Genomic DNA, 20,095 nt, shown 5'->3' on the forward strand with positions numbered 1-20,095 from the left:
AAGGCTCAGAAGGGATAGCGGGGCGCGGCGCCCCGGATCGTCACCCACTGCTGCTCGGTGAAGGCTTCGAGGTTCGCCTGGAGTGATCCGTGCCGTGACCCGTTCCCCGAGTCCGCCACGCCGCCGAACGGGGCCGTCGCTTCGTCATTGATGGTCTGATCGTTGATGTGCACCAGGCCGCTCGGGATCCTCTCGGCCAGCTCCATGGCTCTCATCAGGTCCTGCGTGAGGATGCCGAGGGAGAGCCCGTACTCGGTACCCGCGGCGAGCCGGGCGGCGTCGTCGAGGTCGCGGAACGGCACGACCGGCGCGACCGGACCGAAGATCTCCCGTGCGTAGGCGGGCGCGGTGGAGGGCACGCCGGCCAGCACCGTCGGCCGGTAGAACAGGCCGTCGTACTCCCCACCGGTCAGCAGCGCGGCGCCGGCCGCGACACTGCTGGTGACCATGGAGTGGACGAGGTCGCGCTGGCCGGCGTCGATCAGCGGCCCGACGGTGACGCCGTCGTCCATCGGGTTGCCGACCGGCAGCTTCCGGGCGTGCTCGGCGAGCACCGCCGCGTAGTCGTCGGCGATGGACGCCTCGACGAGGTGGCGGCTGCTGGCCATGCAGATCTGCCCCGCGTGGTTGAAGGAGCCGAACGCACCGCACGACGCGGCATGCTCGAGGTCGACGTCGTCGAACACGACGAGCGCCGAGTTGCCGCCGAGCTCGAGGTGCACCCGCTTGAGCCGGTCCGCCGCGGCGCGCGCGATCGCCCTCCCGGCCGCGGTGGACCCGGTGAACGCGATGACCGGGATCGCGGGGTCGTCCACGACGGCGGCACCCACGTCCGCGCCGCCCGGGATGAGGTGCAGCAACCCCTCGGGCAGGCCGGCCTCCTCGAAGACCCTGGCGATCGCCACCCCGCCACACACCGCGGTGCGCGGGTCGGGTTTGAGCACGACGGCGTTGCCGACGGCCAGAGCCGGCGCCACGGCACGGATCGCCAGCACCATCGGCGCGTTGAACGGCGCTATGACCCCGACCACACCGACGGGGAGCCGTCGGGTGAGGGACAGCCGGGGCTGGCTGGACCGGATCAGCTCGCCGTACGGGAGGGCCGCCAGCGCGGCCGCCTGCCAGCACTCCTCAGCCGCGCCGGCCAGCGTCTGGTGGCTCGCGAAAGCGCTCGACGCCCCCGCCTCCCGCACGATCCACCGCGCGATCTCCTCGTGGTGTTCGGCGAAGAGCTCGCCCGCACGGCGCAGCACGGCCGCGCGGCGGTCGTAGGTCAGCCCCGCCCAGCTCCGCTGCGCCTCGGCGGCCACCCGCGCGGCGGTCCGGACGTCGGGCGCCGACCCCGCGCCGACCCGGGCCAGCGCCAGCCCGGTGGCCGGCTCGACCGTGTCATACGACCCGCCGCCGCCTGGCGTCCACGTGCCGTCGAAGATCTGGCCGCTCCAGGTCCGTGGTTCGAGAAGACTCATCGTGACCCTCCAGCCGAGCCGGTCAGACGCGCGGTGACGGTGTCGTGCCGGGTAGGTGGTCGTCGCCTACCTCGGCGTCGACCAGCGCGGCGACCTGCTTCTCGAGTCGGAGCAGCTCGTCGCGGTGGTTCTCGTCGTGCGCCAAGTTGCGCACCTCGTCGGGGTCGGACGCGGTGTCGTAGAGCTCCAGGTCGCTGCCTGTCCGCAGGGCGTCCCAGCCGTCGGCCCGGAGCGGGTCGTCGGCGCCGAAGTACCGCGCGTACTTCCAGCGACCGTCGAACACGCCGCGCAGGTTGCGTCGCTGTGCCGAGCCGGCGAACCCGGTGTCCCGGCCGCCGAGCGCCGGCGTGGGCCGGGACATGTTGAACAGCACGCCGGTGTCGTCGCGGCCAGTGCGTGCCGCGTCGCCGGCCACGACGGGGCTGAGGTCGTGGCCGGTGAGCTGCTGGTACCGGTCGGTTCGCTCGCCCTCGGCCACGCCGGCGAAGGAGAGGATCGTGGGGACCAGGTCGACGGTCGAGGACAGTGCCTCGGCCGTCGACCCGCCGTCGACGTCCGGGTGGCAGATGACCAGGGGCACGTTGACCACTTCGCGGTAGACGCTCGTGGGTTTCTCGCGCAGCCCGTGCGCGCCGGCGGCCTCGCCGTGGTCGGTGCTGTAGACGACGAGCGTGTCGCGGTCGTGGCCGGCCTCGACGAACGCGTCGAGCACGGTCTTGACGTGCTGGTCCAGGTCGCGCAGGCAGTTGTAGTAGTAGTCGCGGTAGCGCCGCCACGCGTCCACGTCGTCGTGCGGGATCTCACCCAGACCGGCCGCCACCGCGGCGCTCAGGTCGGCCTGGATCGCGGGCTTGCGGGCGAGGTCGTCGTCGAAGCTCGCGGGGAGGTCGACGTCCCAGGTTCGCTGGTAGATCGCCGACCTGGGCGCGGGCTGCCGCGGCGTCGGTGCCGTCGCCGGCGGCTCGTTCATCCGGCCGGTGGCGTCGAAGTACATGATGTCGTGCGGGTTGACGAAGTTGACCGCCAGGAACCATGGCCGGTCGGCCGGCTTGCCGCCGCTCCCGCCGAGCAGCCAGTTGGCCGCCTCGGACGCCACGGCGGGGTCCTGCCGGAAACCCTCCCAGGCCACCCCGACCGGGTCGCCGCCGGAGTTGAACTCGGAGAAGCCGAATTCCTCCAACGCGTGCACCGTCGACGCCGCGAAGGGCGTCGGCGGGTCGATCACACTGACGTGCCACTTGCCCTTGTACGCCGTGTGGTAGCCCTGGTCGCGCAGCATGCGCCCGACGGTCGCCACCTCGGGCGACATGCTGATCCCGCGGGCTCGGCTCGGGTTGCCGTACACCTTTGTGTGCTGTGTGTGCTGCCCGGTGTAGATGGTCGATCGCGACGGGCCGCACGGGAGGGTCACCACATGGTGGTTGGTGAAGGCGGTGCCGTTGGTCAGCAGCCACCCCAGGCCCGGCCTGGTCAGCCCGGGCGGCAGGATCGACCAGTGCTGCTCCTGGTCGCTCATGATGAACAGGACGTTCGGTCGCTTCACGGGATCTCCCAGGGGACGACGGGGCCGACGGCGGGGCCGGCGACGGCCGGGGTCATTCTTCGAAGTACCAGTTCTCCGGCTCCAGCCGACCGTGCAGGTTCATCGGCGAGGCGCCGCGCAGGTCGCTGTCGACGGCGTTGATGATGCCCACCGTTGCGGGGATCCAGATGTACGGAACCTGCTCGGTGAGGTGGTCTGCGTAGGCGTGGAGGCTCGCCAGCTCGGGCGAGGTGGTCGAGGTCTGGATGAGCTGGTCCGTGGCCGGGTCGTCCCACCCACCCACGTTGCTCGCGGCGGAGCTGGCGTAGGACTGCTCGCCGGTCGGGTAGGCCTGCGGCGGCGCCTGGCCGCCGAGGAAGAACGCGCCCCAGCTGGTGCACTCCGCGACGTCGTCGATGCAGGCCGTGCTCTTGCCCAGCCAGGTCTGATAGGTCTCGCCGGCGACGTCCAGGACGATGCCGGCCTGGGCGGCGTCGGAGCGCCACTGCTCCATGATCACCTCGGCTGAGGGATCACGGCCGGTCGCGAACGTGACGGGGATGACGAGCTCGTGGCCGGCCGCGATACCCGCACCGCAGTTCTCCGGGCCGGTTCCCGGCGACGTGCACACGGCCGGCCCGTTGTCCGGAATCGACCAGCCGTGCGACGTCAGGTAGTCGCGGGCGTTCTCGATGGAGAAGGGATACGGCGGGTCCTGCTGAGCGGGAGAGATGAACTCCGTGTCCGGCCGCAGCGGGATGGGCCCGACGACGGGAACGCCGTAGCCGTTGAGCGCCTTGTCGATGATCAGCTCCTGGTTGACGACCGACGTCAGCGCCTGCCTGATGTAGAGCTGGTCGAACAGCGGGGCCAGCTCGGGGTTGCGGTAGTTCAGTGAGACATAGGCGATCCGCGGGATCTCCTCCACCATGAGCTCGTAGTTCGGTGCGAGTGTCTGGCTGCTAGGCTGGCCGTCGCCGTCCGCGGGCGGCGCGTAGGTGGTCGGCACCTCACCGATCGTGAGGTCGCTGCCGGCACGCAGGGCCGTCAGGATCGCCGACGCCGAGGTGTACGGCACCATCCTCAGCTCGCTGAGCGAGGCCTTGACGGGGCCGGAGTAGCTCTCGTTCGGCACCATCGTGATGTGCCCGTCCGGCGAGAAGCTGGACAGCTTCCACGGTCCGCTCACCACCTGCCACAGCGGGTTGGTCGCGTACGTCGACAGGTCCTTGGCCTGGCCGTCGAGATACTCGTACACCGCGGGGCACGACTGTTCCTGCGCCGCCAGGTCCCCCGACGAGCATTGGCCGGGCTGGTCCCCGGCGACGAGGTCCCACGCCGTGGGCAGCGGGATGATCTGGGTGAGCTGGTCGTTGAGGAACCAGTCCGGTGAGTACGACTGCGTGAGCTCGAGGGTCACGGTGTTGGCATCCTCGTCATAGCTGACCGAAGCGACGTTGTCCGGGAAATAGCCGGGGGTGTACCCGAAGTACTTGTTCTTCTGGGTGATCGCCAGGCCCATCCAGAAGGCCACGTTGGCCGGACCGAGCGTGGTGCCGTCGGAGAACTCATACGACGACTTCAACGGGATCGTCACCGTGCGATTGTCATTGGACCAGATCGGCGGATCGGCGAGCGACTTCTCGAAGTCGACCGTCGGATCATCACCGTCGCCGGTCCAATACAGCGGCCGCCACATCAGCACTTGAAAACGATTGATGTTCGCGGCCAACTGCAGCTGATTGAACGGGAAGATGTAATTCGGCAGCCCGGTCGTGTACACGGGAATGGTGGCGACGTTCTGGTCGCGAGCCGGCGACGACGTCTCCGTGCAACCCGCGCCGATTGCTGCCGCGGTCAGCGCCGTAGCCAGTGCGACAAAGCGCCGTGCCCACCTGGCTCGCATCGCTGTTCTCCCTTGTCCAAGGCATTCAGTCGCTGGGCGAAAGGCACTCCCACCGAGGCCCGATCGTTGACACCAACAATGGCATCGGTGAACAACCGCCACATCGTGTCGTCAGCACAATCGGCCGGCATTGGCTCGGTGCATCGGCCCAGCCGCCGCGGACGCCGTCACCACCAGACGGTGCGCTCACGCCGAGAGGTTCGACGCCGCCGTCAACTGCATGAGGACGGCCAACCGCGTCCTGGAGTCGTTGAGGTCGATGCCGCTCACCTCGTGAATCCGCTTGAGGCGGTAGCGGAACGTGTTCGGATGCACGTTGACCGCGCCCGCGGCCGCTTTCACGTCACCGAAGGCCTCCAGGTATGCGCGCAGCGACACCGTGAGGTCGGTCCCGTTCGACGCGTCGTAGGTCATCAGCCTGGCGATCGGCCCGCGCGCGTGGTCCGCCTCGCCGGCGAGCACGTCGCTCAGCTGATCGAGCACGGTCTCCAGGTAGACGTCCTCGAAACAGGCCACGGCGGCCTTGTTCCCGGCCCGCAACACCCGCACCGTGCGTTCGGCCTCGGTCCTGGCCTTGCCCAGACCCGGCAACGACGGCGCCAGGCCCCCGATGCCGATGACGACACGGTCGCGGGTGCCCAGGCGGGAGACGAAATCGGACGTGATGGACTGCATGTGGCGCAGGACGTCCTCGCGCGCCTTGCGCGCGGCCACCGAGATGACGGCGTAGACGAACCGCCCCACTATGGCCACGGCCGACTGGGCCCGGATGGCGGCCAGGTGCAGGGCGAGGGCATCGGCCAGCCGCTGGCCGGCCGATTCGAACTCCGCGCCCGGCGCGCACAGCGGCTGACCGGCCAGAACGCACAAGGGCCCGTCCCGTAGACCGAGACGACTGGCCGCCTCGGCCGCCCCCACGCCACCGGCCAGGACCGATCCGAGCAGCTCCGCGCTGAGCTGTCGGTCGAAGTCCATGGTGTTGCGCTGGCGCAGCATGTGCAGCGCGGCCAGCTCGGCCGCATCGGCGAGCGCGCGCAAGCGGTGCTCGGGCAGCGGTTCGCGGACGACCACCCACAAGGCACCGAGCACCTCCGAGCCGGCACGGACGGCTACGGCTACCCGCGGCAGCATGCCCGGCCCTATTGCTGGTACGTAAATCGGCTCATGGCTGCTGTACAGGTCGCGGAAGACCCCTCGCTCCTCGAGGATCTGGATCGGGCCCTTGGGCATCTGCCGCCCGAGGATCGTCTCAACCCTGCCCCTGTCGGCCTCGTCCTGCCGCCCGGAGAAGGCGAGCACCCGCGACGCCCGGTCTTCCACCGTGACCGGGGCGTCCACCAGTGCGCTGACCGCGTTCGCGAACGCGAACAGATCACCGACCGGACTGTCGCCGAAATGTCGGCCTTCGATGACGGTCCACCGGTCGAGCAGCGTCTGCAGGAGCACCGCCACCTGGAACCAGGACGCGGTCCCGTTCAGCCCGAGCAACGACACGTCGTGTGCACGGACCGATTCCCTGATCGCCGTGCCGATCTGGGCGGGTGTCTTGATGACCAGAGCCGCGGCGCGAGCCGCCCCCAGCTTGCGGATCAGGTCGATGATCTCGACTTCGCTGTTCAGCCCGACACCGAGCACCAGCTCCCCGGGCCAGATCATGAGCTCGTCGCGCGGATCGAAGATCGTGACCCCCGTGACCTCTGCCGCGAGTGCCTCGGAGCCCTCGATGACCTCGAGCAGGGTCCCGCCCAGGTCGTCCACCAGCCGTTGCAGCCGGACCCGCGCCATCTTCTTCTCGGTATCTGCCATGAACACGCCTGGCCAAGTAGTCGGGATGGGAGACGCGCGGCCCGCCGCTGCGGTCGTCCTCCCGCACAATACCGTCGCGGGCAGCGCGATCATCTGGCAATCGGCCCAACGCAGCCTCGCCTGTTCGTGCGATCGACCAACAGCGTGGCCTGACCTTGGCCTCCTCCCCACCGGGCCACCAGTCAGCTCGTGCATCCACACATAGCCCGATCTGGTCGGAAGGCGGATCATAGTTCGACATTCCTGAACGTGCCGGTTCGCGCGGACCGGATGGCCGATGTCACGCCGACACGCTGGCGCGGCGATGCCCCACCTGCTGCTCCCTGTGTTGAAGCACGTTCGACACGATCCCCGAACCTTCGCCTGTCCCGGCGGCGCTCCGCTCTCTCGTCGATTGATCATCGGAAGGACTGAAGATGGGTGACCACGACCAGACACCACGTCGACCGCCGCGACGCGTCCGGCTCACCGCGCTGTCCGCGGCGATCTGCGGTGCCGCGCTGCTGACCGCGGCCGGCTGCGGTGACTCGACAAGCTCCGGCAATGCCGACTACGACCTCGTGGGGAACGATGTCGTCCTGGTGTCCACGGCAGCGTCGATGCCGAACACCGGCATGGATGGCCGGGAGTTCATCGGTTTCGAGGCCGAGATGCTGAAGCAGGCGCTGGACAACCTGGGCCTGGAGTACGAGGTCGCCCTCAGCGACTTCCCCGGGATGCTCGCGTCCGTCCAGTCGAAACGCGCCGATATCGGCGTGGCCAACATCGCCTGGCTCGAATCGCGAACTGCCGACGGCCTGTTCAGCGATCCGATCTTCTACGGGCGGCCCGTCGTCGCCCAGACCCCAGGACTCGGCGTCGACTCCGTCGAGGGCCTGAAGGGCCACACGGTCGGCACCGTCTCCGGATTCGTCTCCGTTCCGGTTCTGAGCAACATGGAGGGGGTCGAGCTGCGTACCTATCCCGACATCGCGGCCACCCTGGCCGACCTCGACGCCGGGCGCATCGACATCGCGCTGATCGACCCGTTGCTGACGCTCTACACGCACAAGACACGGCCTGATCTGAACTTCGACGTCATGCCCATGACCCCGCCGACGACCGCGGAGATCGAGGCGAACCCGGATCTCGAGGTCTTCGGGCCGCACATGATCGGCTGGTACCTGCCGGAAGGCGGCGAAGAGCTCCGCGACGCTCTCAACGAGGAGATCCGCGCGATGTACGAGAACGGCGAAACCGCGCGGCTGATGCAGGAGCATGGCATCGACGCACCGGACGACCTGCTGACCGTCTCCGACGAGTGGCAGACGTTCTTCACCGATCAGCGCCACTCGGTCGACCGGCCCGACGAGTGGACGCTGCCGTTGGGCTGACTGGCGCCAGCGCGGCCGGGCGGTCGGCCCGGCCGCGCACGTACGAGACATCCGAAGGACGAGAGGTGATGACGTGACACTTGAAGGACTCGGGCTGTCCGTGCCGTGGTTCGACTATCTCCCTGACCTGTGGGCAGGCCTTCTGACCACACTCAAGTTCACCATCTCAGGGTTCGTCGGCAGCATCGTGCTGGGACTGGTCGTCGCCCTGATGAGGGTCTCTCGCGTGGCTCTCATCAGGGCGGTCGCGTCGATCTACACGGAGATCTTCAAGAACCTGCCGCTGATCACCGAGATCTACATCATCTACTTCGGGCTGGCGTCGATCGGCATCCGCTTCGGCATCTTCGCCGCCGCCACTTTGTCCTTCGCGCTCTTCTACGGGGCGTACGTGTCCGAGGTCTTCCGGGGCGGGCTCCAGGGTGTGCCACCCGGCCAGCGCGAGGCATCGCTCGCATTGGGAATGACGCCGCGCTCGGTCACCCGCCACATCATCGTGCCGCAGGCATTGCGACTGGCACTGCCCGGCGCCGGCACGATGATGGTGGACCTGCTGAAGGGGACGGCGTTGCTCGTCACCATCGGCGGCGCCGAGCTGATGACCCAGGGCGCCATCATCACCTCGACGACCTTTCGCGCGCTCGAGGTCTACCTCGTCATCGGGCTCATCTACTTCTCCCTCTGCTACCCCTTGTCGCGGGGGGTGGTGCGGCTCGAGCGCCGCCTCGACAGTGGCGCACCACTGACGCCCTCCCGGCGACGACACCTCAAGCTCGTCGACGAAGCGATGCGTCGCCGTGTACCCAGGACAGGAGACGTACCCGCATGACCAGGCGAGGTGTTTCGTTACCGGACCCCGCGGCCTCGGCGCGTGACCGTGCGACCCGCACCGCCGAGCTAGCCGTCCAGGTCGACGGTCTATGCAAGTCGTTCGGGACCAATGTCGTACTCGACGGCGTGGACCTCCACGTCACCGAGGGTCAGGTGGTGAGCATCCTCGGGCGCAGCGGCAGCGGCAAGAGCACGCTCCTGAGATGCATCAACCTCCTGGAGATTCCCGACGGCGGCCGCGTCCAGGTCGGCCGCCATCGGGCGTTCGACAACGGCCACGCACTGCGGGGGAACGACCTGGTGAAGCTGCGACAGGCAGTCGGCATGGTCTTCCAGAGCTTCCATCTGTTCCCCCACCTGACCGCCATCGAGAACGTCGCGCTGCCACTCATGCAGCTACGCGGCCGCGACGTGTCCAAGGCCATCGCCGAATCGCTGGAGCTGCTCGATCGCGTCGGCCTGGCGGAGAAGTCCAAGCAGGCACCACACCAGCTGTCAGGCGGTCAGCAGCAGCGAGTGGCCATCGCCAGGGCGCTCGCCGTCAATCCGAAGGTCCTGCTCTTCGACGAGCCCACATCGGCGCTCGATCCCGAGTCGACCGTCGACGTGCTCAATGTGATGAGGAACATCAGCTCCGACGGGATGACCATGATCGTCGTCACGCACGAGCTTTCCTTCGCCACCGAGGTCTCGAACCGGATCGTCATGATCGACGAGGGGAAAGTCATCGAGGACGGCTCCCCCACGTCGGTGAGCAGGTCTACGAATCCCCGCACCGCGTCCTTCTTCAAGTTCTTCGACAGAGGACCGCGGCTGCGCCGGGACGACGACCAGCCGTGACCCGCTACCTGGCCCGCAGGTTGGCGCATGCGCTCGTCGTGACGCTCTGCGTCACCGCGGTCGTGTTCGTCCTGCTCCACATGCTGCCGGGCGGTCCCGTGCGCGCATCACTGCCGATCAACGCCACCCCGGCGCAGGTGGCGGAACTGACGCGACAGTACGGGTACGACCGGCCTCTCCACGTCCAGTACGGCACCTGGATGTGGAACCTCCTGCGGGGAGACCTGGGCTTCTCCCCCCAGCTGAACATGCCGGTGCGCGACGCGATCACCGAGCGCCTGCCGAAGACCATGACGCTGATGGTGCTCGGCATCGGGGCGTCGCTGCTGATCGGCGTGCCCATGGGCATCTACCAGGCGGCTCGGCGCTACCAGCGCAGCGACTACCTGCTGACCGGTGCCACGTTCCTCAGCTACGCGGCGCCGGTGTTCTTCGTCGGCCTGCTGCTCATCGACCTGCTGGCGGTGAGCTTCCGGGTGTTCCCGGCGGGTGCGCCGCAGGGCGACTCGGTGGCGGAGATCCTGTCGCAGCCGAACGCCCTCGTGCTCCCGGTCGCGACGTTCGCCTTCTGCGGCTTCGCGCAGTGGAGCAGGTTCATTCGCTCGGCCACCATGGACAACCTGGTCCAAGACTACGTGAGGACAGCGCGGTCGATCGGGGCGAGTGAGCGCCAGGTGCTCTGGGTCCACGTGACCCGCAACTCTCTGATCACCATCGTCACGCTGCTCGGCCTGCACCTTCCCACGTTGTTCGCCGGCGCGGTCATCGTCGAGACGGTGTTCAACTACCCGGGCATGGGGCTGATGTTCTGGCAAGCGGCCCAGAACCACGACTATCCCATCCTGCTCGGCGTCGTGCTCTTCGGCACGATCCTGACGATCGTCGGGAGCATCCTCGCCGACATCGGCTACGCGGTCCTGGATCCGCGGGTGCGGTTGACCGCATGAGAGGAGGGACGAGATGACGATCCGGCGGAGACCGACACTCCGCGGACGCGACCAGGCCGCGAAACCCGAAATGGTGTCGGAGGTCGACGCCACGCTGACCGGGCCGCCGAACGGCCAGCGCCCGGAGCCGGTGTCGGGCACCTGGAGGCGCTTCCTGCGCCATCCGATGGCGCTGGTCGGCCTCGCGGTCATCGCCGCGCTGGTGGCCTTCTCGTTCCTCGGTCCGCTCGTGTACCGCACCGACCAGGTCCACGCCGACCTGGCCCAATCGATGCTCCCGCCCAGCGCCGACCACCCGCTCGGCACCACCGACGCCGGCTACGACGTGTTGGGCCGACTGATGGTCGGCGGTCAGGCGTCGCTCGCGGTCGGGTTCGCCGCCGCGCTGCTCTCGGTCATCTTCGGCACGTTGTACGGCGCCGTCGCGGGCTACCTCGGCGGGGTCGTCGACGACGTCATGATGCGAGTGGTCGACGCGGTCTTGTCGATCCCGCCCATCTTCGTGCTCATCCTCCTGTCGGCCATCTTCCATCCCGACCCCACCGTCATGATCTTCATCATCGCGGCGTTCTCGTGGCTGGGCGTCGCACGGCTGGTGCGCGGCGAGACCTTGACCCTGCGCACCCGCGAGTTCGTGCAGCAGGTGAAGATGATCGGGGGCGGTCCGGTCCGATGCGTGGTCCGGCACATCGTGCCCAACGCCGTCGGGACCATTGTGGTGAAGGCCACCTTCGAGGTCGCCGACTCCATCCTCGTCCTCGCCGGCCTCGGCTTCCTCGGCCTCGGCATCCAGCCGCCGGACACCGACTGGGGCGGCATGCTGTCCAACGGCCTGGCGTACCTGCAGAACGGTGCGTGGTGGCTCATCTACCCGCCCGGTATCGCGATCATGCTCACCGTCGTGGCGTTCAACTTCGTCGGCGATTCGCTGCGCGACACCTTCGAGACTCGGTTGCTTCGCCGGTAGTCCGATCAGAGGAGACGTAGCCGTGGAGCCTGTACTGCGGATCGAAGACCTGCGCGTCGAGGTGAGGCTCAGGGACTCGGTGGTTCGCGCCGTCGACGGCGTCTCGATCCATCTTCGCGCGAACGAGATGCTCGGCATCGTCGGCGAGTCCGGCTGCGGCAAGACGATGACCGCACTGTCGGTCATGCGCATGCTGCCGCCCCGCGGCCGGATCGCCGGCGGCAGCATCCGGCTCGCCGGCAAGGAGCTCACCGCGCTCACCGACGCCGAGATGCGCCACGTCCGGGGCAACGACGTCGGCATGATCTTCCAGGACCCGTTCACGTCCCTCAACCCGACGATGTCGATCGGCCGGCAGATCGCACGGGCGGCCCGCCTGCACCGCGGCCTGTCCCGGGCGGAGGCGGCCGAGCGGGCGACCGACCTGCTCGAGCTGGTCGGGCTGCCGCACGCGCGGCAACGCTTCGACGACTATCCCCACCAGTGCTCCGGCGGGATTCGCCAGCGGGTCATGATCGCCATGGCGCTGAGCCGCGAACCCAAGGTGCTGATCGCCGACGAACCCACGACCGCCCTTGACGTCAGCATCCAGCACCAGATCCTCGACCTGATCGACGACCTGCGCCAGCGGCTGGGCATGGCGGTGCTGCTGGTGAGCCACGACCTCGGTGTCGTGGCCGGCCGCGCCGACCGGGTGGCCGTGATGTACGCCGGTAAGGTCGCCGAGTCCGGTGACACCGACGCGCTGTTCGCGGCGCCGCGGCACCCCTACACCGAAGCCCTGTTCGAGGCACTGCCCGAACGGGCCGCCGCGACCAGGACACCTCTCTACACGATCCCCGGCATGCCGCCGGGCCTGGCCCGGCCACTGGTCGGGTGCCGGTTCGCGCCGCGCTGCCGCTACGCCGAGGAACGATGCACGGTCGAGGAGCCGCCGTTAGCCGTCGCGTTGGACGGTCGGCGCCACGCCTGCTTCCACCCGGTCGGCGACCCGCCGCAGCCGTTGGCGCGTCCGGCCGCCGGCGCTCCCCAGGTCCCGACGGTGGCCGACGACGCGGCGGCCGCGGTGCCGCTACTCTCTGTCCTTGGGCTGGTCAAGGACTATCCGCTGGCCAGCGGCGCCATGCTGCGCCGGCGCGAGGGCACGGTGAGCGCCGTCGCCGACGTGACCTTCGACGTGCACCGGGGTGAGACGTTCGGCCTGGTCGGCGAGTCCGGGTGCGGCAAGACCACGATCGGGCGGCTCATCGTCGGGCTCGAGAAGCCTACGCGAGGATCGATCGAGCTGGACGGCGAGGAGCTCACCACGCTCAAAGGCGCCGCCTACCGGCGGGCGCGACGCGACATCCAGCTGATGTTCCAGGACTCCTCCACGTCGATGGACCCCCGCATGCGCATCGCGGCCACGCTGCGCGAGCCGCTGGCCGTGCAGCGCGTCGGCAATCTGCGCGAGCGGCGGCACCGAATCGAGGAACTGCTGGGCAAGGTCGGACTGCCCGCGGCCGCGCTGCACCGCTACCCGCACGAGTTCTCCGGCGGGCAGCGGCAGCTACTGTCCTTTGCCAGGGCACTGACACTGATGCCGAAGCTCGTGGTCACCGACGAGCCGGTCAGTGCCATGGACATGTCCGTCCAGGCGCACATCCTCAACCTCATGCGGGACCTCCAGCACGATCTCGGACTGACCTACCTGTTCATCTCGCACGACCTGGCGGTCGTTCGGTACCTGTCCGACCGCATCGGTGTCATGTACCTGGGCAAGATCGTCGAGGTCGGGCCGGCCGAGGAGGTCTATCGCAACCCGGCACATCCCTACACGAAGGGACTCGTCGACTCCGCGCCCGTCGCCGATCCGGTGATCGAACGCCAGAAGCTGCGCAGCGGCATCAAAGGTGAGCTGCCCAGCGCCATCGATCCGCCGTCCGGCTGCCGGTTCCGGACCCGCTGCGAGTTCGCGCAGGACGTCTGCGCCGAGGTGGAGCCGCCCGCGCGCCCGTTCGGGCCCGGCGGTCACGTCGCGGCGTGTCACTTCCCGTTGGCTCGCCCCGCGGGCGTGACCGCTTCCCCGGCGACGTGACGACGACCGGGTGCCGATGGGCCTCGGCACCCGGTCGTCAGCGGTACGGCCCGGTCAGCGCGGGGTAACCACGTCCACCACCGCGCACCGGCCGGCGTCGGTGGCGTCCAGCGCCCGGGTGAGGGCCGCCACCAGCTGTGAGCGGTCAGTCACCCGCTCGCCGTGCGCGCCGCACGCCTCGGCCAGCGCTACGAAGTCCGGTGGCCGGCGGAAGCGGGTCCCCGGTACCTCCGCGCTCGCGGCGGCCGCGCCGTCGGGGTAAAGGTCGGTGACCGGCAGCCGGCTGGCTCGGTAACCGTCGTTGTTCAGCACGATCGTGACGAACGGTGCGCCGGCCTCCGCGGCCAGGCACAGCGCCGCGGTCGGCACCCCGAACATGAAGGCACCGTCGCCGACGACGGCCACCACCCGGTCCGCTGGACGGGCCAGCTTGACCCCGACCGACGCACCGAGCGCCCAGCCCAACCCGGGGCCGCCGGGCGTGCACAAGGTGCCGGGCTCCGCGCGCGACAGCCCGCCGGCCACCGCCGCGCTGTTGGTCACCGCCTCCTCCACGACCACGTCGGCCGGGCGCAGGACCTGGTCGAGCGCGGCCACCACGTCGGCGGCCTCGGGAACGCCCCGTGCGGGCCGCGGCGCGGGTGTGACACCGTCGGACCGGCCGGTCGCGGACGCCATCCAGGCGCGTCGCGCCCGGCTCAGGTCTGCGGGCACGCCGCCGCGCTCACGTACCGCCCGCGCGAGCTGGGCCACCGCGACCGCGGGGTCCGCGGTGATCGCGAGGTCGACGGGGAAGGCCCACAGCGGCATGTCAGCGTGCACGGGGTCGAGCTCGATCTGGGCCACCGTCGCGTCCGGCGGCGGCGTCACGGCGCGGGGGATCCACGGCACGTCGCAGTCGAGGCACACCACAAGATCCGCCTCGGCCACGAGCGCGTCGGTCTCAGACGGCGCGACCCGCATCGGATGCGCGGTGACGAGGTTGACCGCCTCGGGCCGCCCGCCGACCGGCACGCTCGCCGCCGCGGCCAGCTCCGCGAGCGACCGCGCCGCCGCGGGCGACCGGCCGAGCCGACTGGTCACGATCACCGGCCGCTGTGCCGTCACCAACAGCTCCGCCAGCCGCGACAACGCGGCCGGCTCGACGGCGGGCGGGCTCGGCCGGGCGAACCGGGTCGCCCGCCGCGAGAGCGGGCTTGCCGGCTCCATGAGAACGTCGCGCGAGACCATCAGGTAGGCCATTCCGGGCCGTCCGCCGGCGGCCACCTGCAGCGCCCGGCCCACGACCACCGACGTGTCCGCGCTCCGGGTGAGCTCCGAGGTCCACTTGGCGTAGCCACGCACGATTCCGGCCTGGTCCGCGACGTCCTGCCGCCAGTGGATCTCGTTCGAGCGCCCTCCGACCGCATCAGCAGCCGTCCCGTACGGCGTCTTGCCCGCCAGGACCACGACGCCGGCGCCGTCGCGGAGGACGTCGTGCACCATGGCGCCGAGGTTCTGCGTGCCCACGTCGACATGGACGAACACCGCCTGCGGACGCCGCGTCAACTGCCAGTATCCGTGCGCCGCCGCCAGCGCGACGCTCTCGAACGAGCAGGTCACCACCCGCGGGATCGCCACGCCACGGGCCTGGAGCGCGGCCACCGCCTCCTGGAGCGGGGCGGAGTCGGTCCCCGGGTTCAAGAACAGGTACTCCACACCGTGCTCGTGCAGTAGGTGGAGGATCTCCTCCGCGCACGTCGCGACGTTCGCGGTCTTCATCGTGCCGCCACGGCCTCGGGCGGGGCGATCAGACCTACCGCGGCGGCCATTCGCACGACGTCGGCCATCGTGAGCAGCCCGGGCCGGGCGTCGGCTACCACCGGGACGAGGTTGCCGATCACCGCGACGGTTCCGACGTCGCCGTTCACGCCGCCGACGATCCGCTGGTGAACGGCAGGCTCACCGTCGATCTCGATGACATCCGTCGCCTCCGCGCCGGCGCTCATCTCCAGGTCGTACTGGATCACGTCACGGCCGCCGGAGGTCGCCACGACCCGCTGCCGCTGGCCGATGACGTCACCGGGCGCGATCACGCCGAGACCGGTCGCGGTGGGCTCGCCGGCGACCACCGGCTCGATCCGCTCCTCGTAGCCGTCGAGCCTCCAGCCGAGCCGGTCCGCGACGACGTGGGCGGACTGCCGCAGGCCGACATGGCCGAGGCGGCCGTGCCGCGCACGTCGTACGAACTCCTCACGGGTCAGGCCGACGCCGGCCTTCACCTGCAGCGGAATGCGCCGGGCGTTCGTGTCGACGACGCGGGTCACGTGTACGCCGCGCACGGCCGTGCACGCTCCGGTCAGCATCAGGACCAGCGTGTCCATGAGGTATCCGGGGTTGATGCCCGAACCGAGCACACTGCGCTCCCGGTCGTGCGCGAGCGCGTCCAGGCGCAGCGCGACCTGCGCGTCGACCGACCAGGGGTGGACCAGCTGCTCACAGGTCGACACCACGTTCCAGCCACGGTCGAGCAGTTCCTCCAGCTGCGGTGCGACGTCGACCAGCCCGGACCCGGTGGCGTGGACCGCGACGCCGCCGGGCGGCGCCGCCGGTACCTCGCTCGTCACGCGCACACCGTTCTTGCCGCCGCCGTGCAGCAGCCCCAGATCGGTGCCGATCTTGTCCGGGTCGATGTCGACCGCGCCGACGAGCGTGACACCGTCGCGCCCGGCGAGCAGGGCCGCGACACCTAAGCCGATCGGACCCAGACCGTAGCCGAGCACCGGGATCCCTTCACTCAGCGGCTGGTGTGCTCCCTCAGACATGTCCTTCCTCCTTCATCCGCTTCAGGGCGCTGGAGTGCGCGGAGATGACGAGGTCCACGTCCTTCTCCGTGTGTGCCGTGCTGAGGAAGCCCAGGTGCACGGGGGCGGACATGACCACCCCTTCCAGCAGCAGGTAGGCGGCCAGCACCCGCGCGACCGACGGGGACGCGGTGGCCAGGTCGCGGACCGTGCGCGGCGACTCGGCCGAGAAGTGCAGGCCCCACAGCGAACCGACCCCGGTGACCCAGCCGCGGATCCCGTGGGCCGCCAGCACCTGGCGCAGCCCGTCGCGCATGCGCTGGCCGAGCACGGCGAGCCGCGGATACGTGTCCGGGTCGTCCAGCAGGACCGACAGCTGCGCGACACCCGCCGCCATTGACAGGGGGTTCGCCGCGAAGGTCCCGCTCGCGGCGACCGGACGGCCCTCGCGTGAGGCGACCCGCCCCATCAGGTCGGCCCGGCCCGCGACCGCCCCGATGCTGAGGCCGCCACCGATGATCTTCCCGAGGGTGACGAGGTCGGCGGTCACTCCGTACAGGCCGCCTGCCCCTGCCGGGCCGAGGCGGAAGCCGCTGATCACCTCGTCGAACACGAGCAGCACGCCGGTCTCGTCGCAGACCGCGCGCAGCCGCTCGAGGAACTCCCGCTCCGTCGGCAGGCCGCCCGCCGCACCCTGGACGGGCTCGACGACGACACAGGCGAGCCGGTGCGCCTCGTCCCGGATCCGGACCAGCGCGGCGTCGTGGTTGTAGGGCAGCACCACCACGTCCCGAGAAGAACTGCGCGACAGCCCCGCCGACGACGGCACCGCACGCGGTGCCGTCAGCTCGCCGTCGGTCTCTGTGAAGCTGTGCAGCAGGAAGTCCTGCGCGCCGTGCCAGCCGCCCTCGAACTTGGCGACAACGTCCCGGCCCGTCGCCGCGCGGGCGATGCGCAGCGCCGTCATCGTCGCCTCGGTTCCGCTGCCCACGAACACGGCACGCTCGGCACCCGGGACGTTGGACACGACCAGCCGGGCCAGGTGCTCCTCCTGGACGCAGGGCGCCCCGAAGACCGTCCCGAGGGCGACCTGAGCCGCCACCGCGTCCGTCACCGCGGGGTGCGCGTGACCGAGGATCATCGACCCGAAGCCCACCAGGCAGTCGATGTACGTGCGGCCGTCGATGTCGTGGAGGCTCACGCCCCGCGCACGCTCGACGTAGATCGGCGCCGGCCACCAGAACCGCCCCCTGCTCGCGCCGCCAGGGATCAGCTCGGACGATCGGCGAAAGTGCTCCGCGCTGGCCGGCAGCACCCTAGACGTCTCCTCATCGATGGAACGTCCGATGGCATGTGCGTCGACCATCCCCGTCATCTCCATTCGGTTGCCTCTTCGTGAGCGCAGGAATCGGACAGAATGCGATGGAATGACGAAACCAGCTCACGGCATTCATCGCGTCGTGTGGACGGCAGGAGCGACCGATTGCCCTTGGTGGAATTGGCCAATGCATCGCTACCGGTCAGCCCGGGTGGCCGGGCGTTGGGCGAGAACACGAAACGGAAGATCCGCGCTCACCTCATTGCACGAAGCAGGCACGCTCCGCGGCTGATCTAATGGCCGCAATAGCAGCCACACTGAGGTCGGATGAGGGAGCGATAGCGGTGACGCCTTCTGCCCGTCAATTCCACGCCTGGTTGACGGCTGTGAATAGTGGCGACGCCACCCGTGTGTCGTCCTTCTTCGCCGACCACTGCGTGCAGCCGTCGGCCGTCGACATCATCCCGGAGACCACCTACTGGCGGACCGGCGGCTTCACGCTGCACAGCACCGAGCAGGACACCGACACCACGTTCGTCGGTATCGTGCGCAGCCGGGCGCGCGGCATCCACGCCCGCGTGTCCGTCGATGTCACACCGCGGGAGCCGTGGCAGGTGACCCGGTTCGACATCCACGACCTGCCGAGCCCACCGGGAACGGCCGTAGAGCGCGAGACGGAGGCGGCGGCCCTCTCGCACCTGAGCCAGCGGCTGACCGACGCCACCGCGGCCGACCAGTTCTCCGGTGTCATGCTCGTCCACCGGCGCGGACTGCCCGTCTTCGGCCAGGCGCACGGCCTCGCCGACCGCGAGCACGGTATCGGCAACACGATGGACACCAGGTTCAGCATCGCGTCGATGGGCAAGATGTTCACCGGCGTGGCTGTTCTCCAGCTCGTGCAGGCGGGCGAGATCGAGCTCGAGGCGACGCTCGACGACTACGTGCCCGATTATCCGAACCGCGACCTCGCGAGCGCCGTCACCGTCCACCACCTGCTGACGCACACCGGTGGCGCCGGTGACTTCTTCGGCCCCGAGCTACCCCGCATCTGGCACGAGCTGGACACGGTCGACGCCTACGTGCGCCACTTCGGCCACCTGGGGCCCGAGTTCGAGCCGGGTAGCCGGTGGGTCTACAGCAACTACGGCTTCGTGCTCCTCGGCCTGCTCATCGAGCAGGTGTCCGGTCAGGGCTACGCCGAGTACATCGCCGACCACGTCTTCGGACCGGCCAGCATGCGGGACACGACGTTCGAGCCCGAGCGGAACGTCCCCGGTCACGCCACCGCCTACTCGAGGACCTCCGTGGCGCTGCCGTGGCAGCCGGTGACCGACCGGCACGACTACCCAGGCTCGCCAGCCGGCGGGGCCTACTCCACCGCGGGCGACATGGCACGGTTCGCCGCGGCACTGCTCGACAACCGTCTCCTCGACGCCGAGCACACCGAGCTGGTCACGACGGGGAAGGTCACCGCCAGGGGCGGCGCGTACGCCTACGGCTTCGTCGACGTCACCGAGAACGGCACCCGCTGGTTCGGACACACCGGCGGCAACAACGGCATCAACAGCGAGCTGCGGATCTACCCCGAGTCCGGCTACGTGCTCGTCGGCCTGTCGAATCTCGACCCGCCCGCCGCCGCCATGGTCATGAGGTACGCCGGCGACCGCCTGCCGGCACGGTGACCCGGCCCGGAATCGCTGACCCACCGCCTGAACCGACCCGAGCCCGCGCCTCGCCGGGCTCACAGCGAGAGGAGTGCTGAATGATCAACGGTCTCGGACACACCGGCCTGTGGGTGAACGACCTCGACACCATGCGGAGGTTCTACGAGGAGTTCCTCGGCCTGACCGTCACCGACGAGGACCCGGAGCTCGGCATCGTGTTCCTCTCCGCGCAGCCCGAGCTCGAGCACCACGAGTTCGTGCTGCAGCGCGGGCGGACAGCCCCGCCGGGCGTGAAGCTGGTGCACCAGATCTCGTGGCGGGTGGAGTCGCTGGAGTCGATCATCGAGTTCCACCATCGATTCACCGCCGCCGGCATCGAGGTGCAGCAGGAGGTCACGCACGGCAACGCGATCGCCATCTACTTCTTCGACCCCGAGGGCAACCGCAACGAGGTCTACGTCCGAATCGAGCGCGACGTGCGGCAGCCGTTCCGCAAGACGCTCAACCTCGACCAGCCGCTCGACGCGGTGCTGCGCGAGGCCGACGCGCTCGTCGACGACGGCGGGCCCGCGTACCAGCCGGTCCAGTAGCC

At 69.7% G+C, this 20,095-nt stretch carries 15 protein-coding genes; 8 read left to right on the forward strand and 7 right to left on the reverse strand.

Features of this window, described 5'->3' with window-relative positions:
- Positions 1-5: 5 nt before the first annotated feature.
- The 4 genes from E1269_RS17235 to E1269_RS17250 all read right to left on the reverse strand — a co-directional run bounded on the left by E1269_RS17235 (position 6) and on the right by E1269_RS17250 (position 6,796).
- Entirely contained in the window at positions 6-1,469 is a 1,464-nt protein-coding gene (locus E1269_RS17235) for an aldehyde dehydrogenase family protein (protein ID WP_131896725.1), read from the reverse strand.
- 22 nt (positions 1,470-1,491) lie between these two features.
- A complete protein-coding gene (locus E1269_RS17240; RefSeq protein ID WP_131896727.1) occupies positions 1,492-3,012 on the reverse strand; it encodes a sulfatase family protein in 1,521 nt (506 codons plus the stop codon).
- A 52-nt stretch (positions 3,013-3,064) separates the two neighbouring features.
- Complete coding sequence (locus E1269_RS17245; protein WP_131896729.1) at positions 3,065-4,897, reverse strand: ABC transporter substrate-binding protein; 1,833 nt, start codon at positions 4,895-4,897, stop codon at positions 3,065-3,067.
- Between the two features lie 186 nt (positions 4,898-5,083).
- Positions 5,084-6,796, reverse strand: a complete 1,713-nt coding sequence (locus tag E1269_RS17250; RefSeq protein ID WP_203433794.1) for a helix-turn-helix domain-containing protein — start codon at positions 6,794-6,796, stop codon at positions 5,084-5,086.
- A 323-nt stretch (positions 6,797-7,119) separates the two neighbouring features.
- Here E1269_RS17250 and E1269_RS17255 point away from each other — a divergent pair, with 323 nt between their 5' ends.
- The 6 genes from E1269_RS17255 to E1269_RS17280 all read left to right on the forward strand — a co-directional run bounded on the left by E1269_RS17255 (position 7,120) and on the right by E1269_RS17280 (position 13,738).
- The gene (locus E1269_RS17255) at positions 7,120-8,076 is read left to right on the forward strand and encodes a substrate-binding periplasmic protein (RefSeq protein WP_131896731.1); all 957 of its coding nucleotides are present in this window, start codon (positions 7,120-7,122) and stop codon (positions 8,074-8,076) included.
- A 100-nt stretch (positions 8,077-8,176) separates the two neighbouring features.
- Positions 8,177-8,905 (forward strand): amino acid ABC transporter permease, encoded by a 729-nt coding sequence (locus tag E1269_RS17260; protein WP_203433796.1) that lies wholly within the window; start codon positions 8,177-8,179, stop codon positions 8,903-8,905.
- A complete protein-coding gene (locus tag E1269_RS17265) occupies positions 8,902-9,747 on the forward strand; it encodes an amino acid ABC transporter ATP-binding protein (protein WP_131896735.1) in 846 nt (281 codons plus the stop codon). The genes E1269_RS17260 and E1269_RS17265 overlap by 4 nt, the downstream gene beginning before the upstream one ends.
- Positions 9,744-10,694: an ABC transporter permease gene (locus E1269_RS17270; RefSeq protein WP_131896737.1), complete on the forward strand. Its 951-nt coding sequence runs from the start codon at positions 9,744-9,746 to the stop codon at positions 10,692-10,694. The genes E1269_RS17265 and E1269_RS17270 overlap by 4 nt, the downstream gene beginning before the upstream one ends.
- 70 nt (positions 10,695-10,764) lie before the next feature.
- Positions 10,765-11,661 carry an ABC transporter permease gene (locus E1269_RS17275; RefSeq protein WP_131896839.1) on the forward strand — a complete coding sequence of 299 codons (897 nt, stop codon included), beginning with the start codon at positions 10,765-10,767 and terminating at the stop codon, positions 11,659-11,661.
- A 22-nt stretch (positions 11,662-11,683) separates the two neighbouring features.
- On the forward strand, positions 11,684-13,738 hold the full coding sequence (locus E1269_RS17280; protein WP_203433798.1) for an ABC transporter ATP-binding protein: 2,055 nt from the start codon (positions 11,684-11,686) through the stop codon (positions 13,736-13,738).
- A 54-nt stretch (positions 13,739-13,792) separates the two neighbouring features.
- Here the strand turns inward: E1269_RS17280 and E1269_RS17285 are convergent, their stop codons facing one another.
- Genes E1269_RS17285 through E1269_RS17295 form a run of 3 tightly spaced genes read right to left on the reverse strand, consistent with a single transcriptional unit; the run spans position 13,793 to position 17,836 of the window.
- Positions 13,793-15,499 carry a thiamine pyrophosphate-requiring protein gene (locus E1269_RS17285; RefSeq protein ID WP_131896739.1) on the reverse strand — a complete coding sequence of 569 codons (1,707 nt, stop codon included), beginning with the start codon at positions 15,497-15,499 and terminating at the stop codon, positions 13,793-13,795.
- Positions 15,496-16,542, reverse strand: a complete 1,047-nt coding sequence (locus E1269_RS17290) for an NAD(P)H-dependent amine dehydrogenase family protein (protein ID WP_131896741.1) — start codon at positions 16,540-16,542, stop codon at positions 15,496-15,498. The genes E1269_RS17285 and E1269_RS17290 overlap by 4 nt, the downstream gene beginning before the upstream one ends.
- Positions 16,535-17,836: an aspartate aminotransferase family protein gene (locus E1269_RS17295; protein ID WP_162606465.1), complete on the reverse strand. Its 1,302-nt coding sequence runs from the start codon at positions 17,834-17,836 to the stop codon at positions 16,535-16,537. The genes E1269_RS17290 and E1269_RS17295 overlap by 8 nt, the downstream gene beginning before the upstream one ends.
- Before the next feature lie 413 nt (positions 17,837-18,249).
- Here E1269_RS17295 and E1269_RS17300 point away from each other — a divergent pair, with 413 nt between their 5' ends.
- Both E1269_RS17300 and E1269_RS17305 read left to right on the forward strand, forming a co-directional pair.
- Positions 18,250-19,521, forward strand: coding sequence for a serine hydrolase domain-containing protein (locus E1269_RS17300; RefSeq protein WP_162606466.1), 1,272 nt, complete (start codon positions 18,250-18,252; stop codon positions 19,519-19,521).
- A gap of 80 nt (positions 19,522-19,601) precedes the next feature.
- A complete protein-coding gene (locus E1269_RS17305) occupies positions 19,602-20,093 on the forward strand; it encodes a VOC family protein (RefSeq protein ID WP_131896747.1) in 492 nt (163 codons plus the stop codon).
- Positions 20,094-20,095 lie beyond the last annotated feature (2 nt).

The organism is Jiangella asiatica, from assembly GCF_004349065.1.
Lineage (GTDB): Bacteria > Actinomycetota > Actinomycetes > Jiangellales > Jiangellaceae > Jiangella > Jiangella asiatica.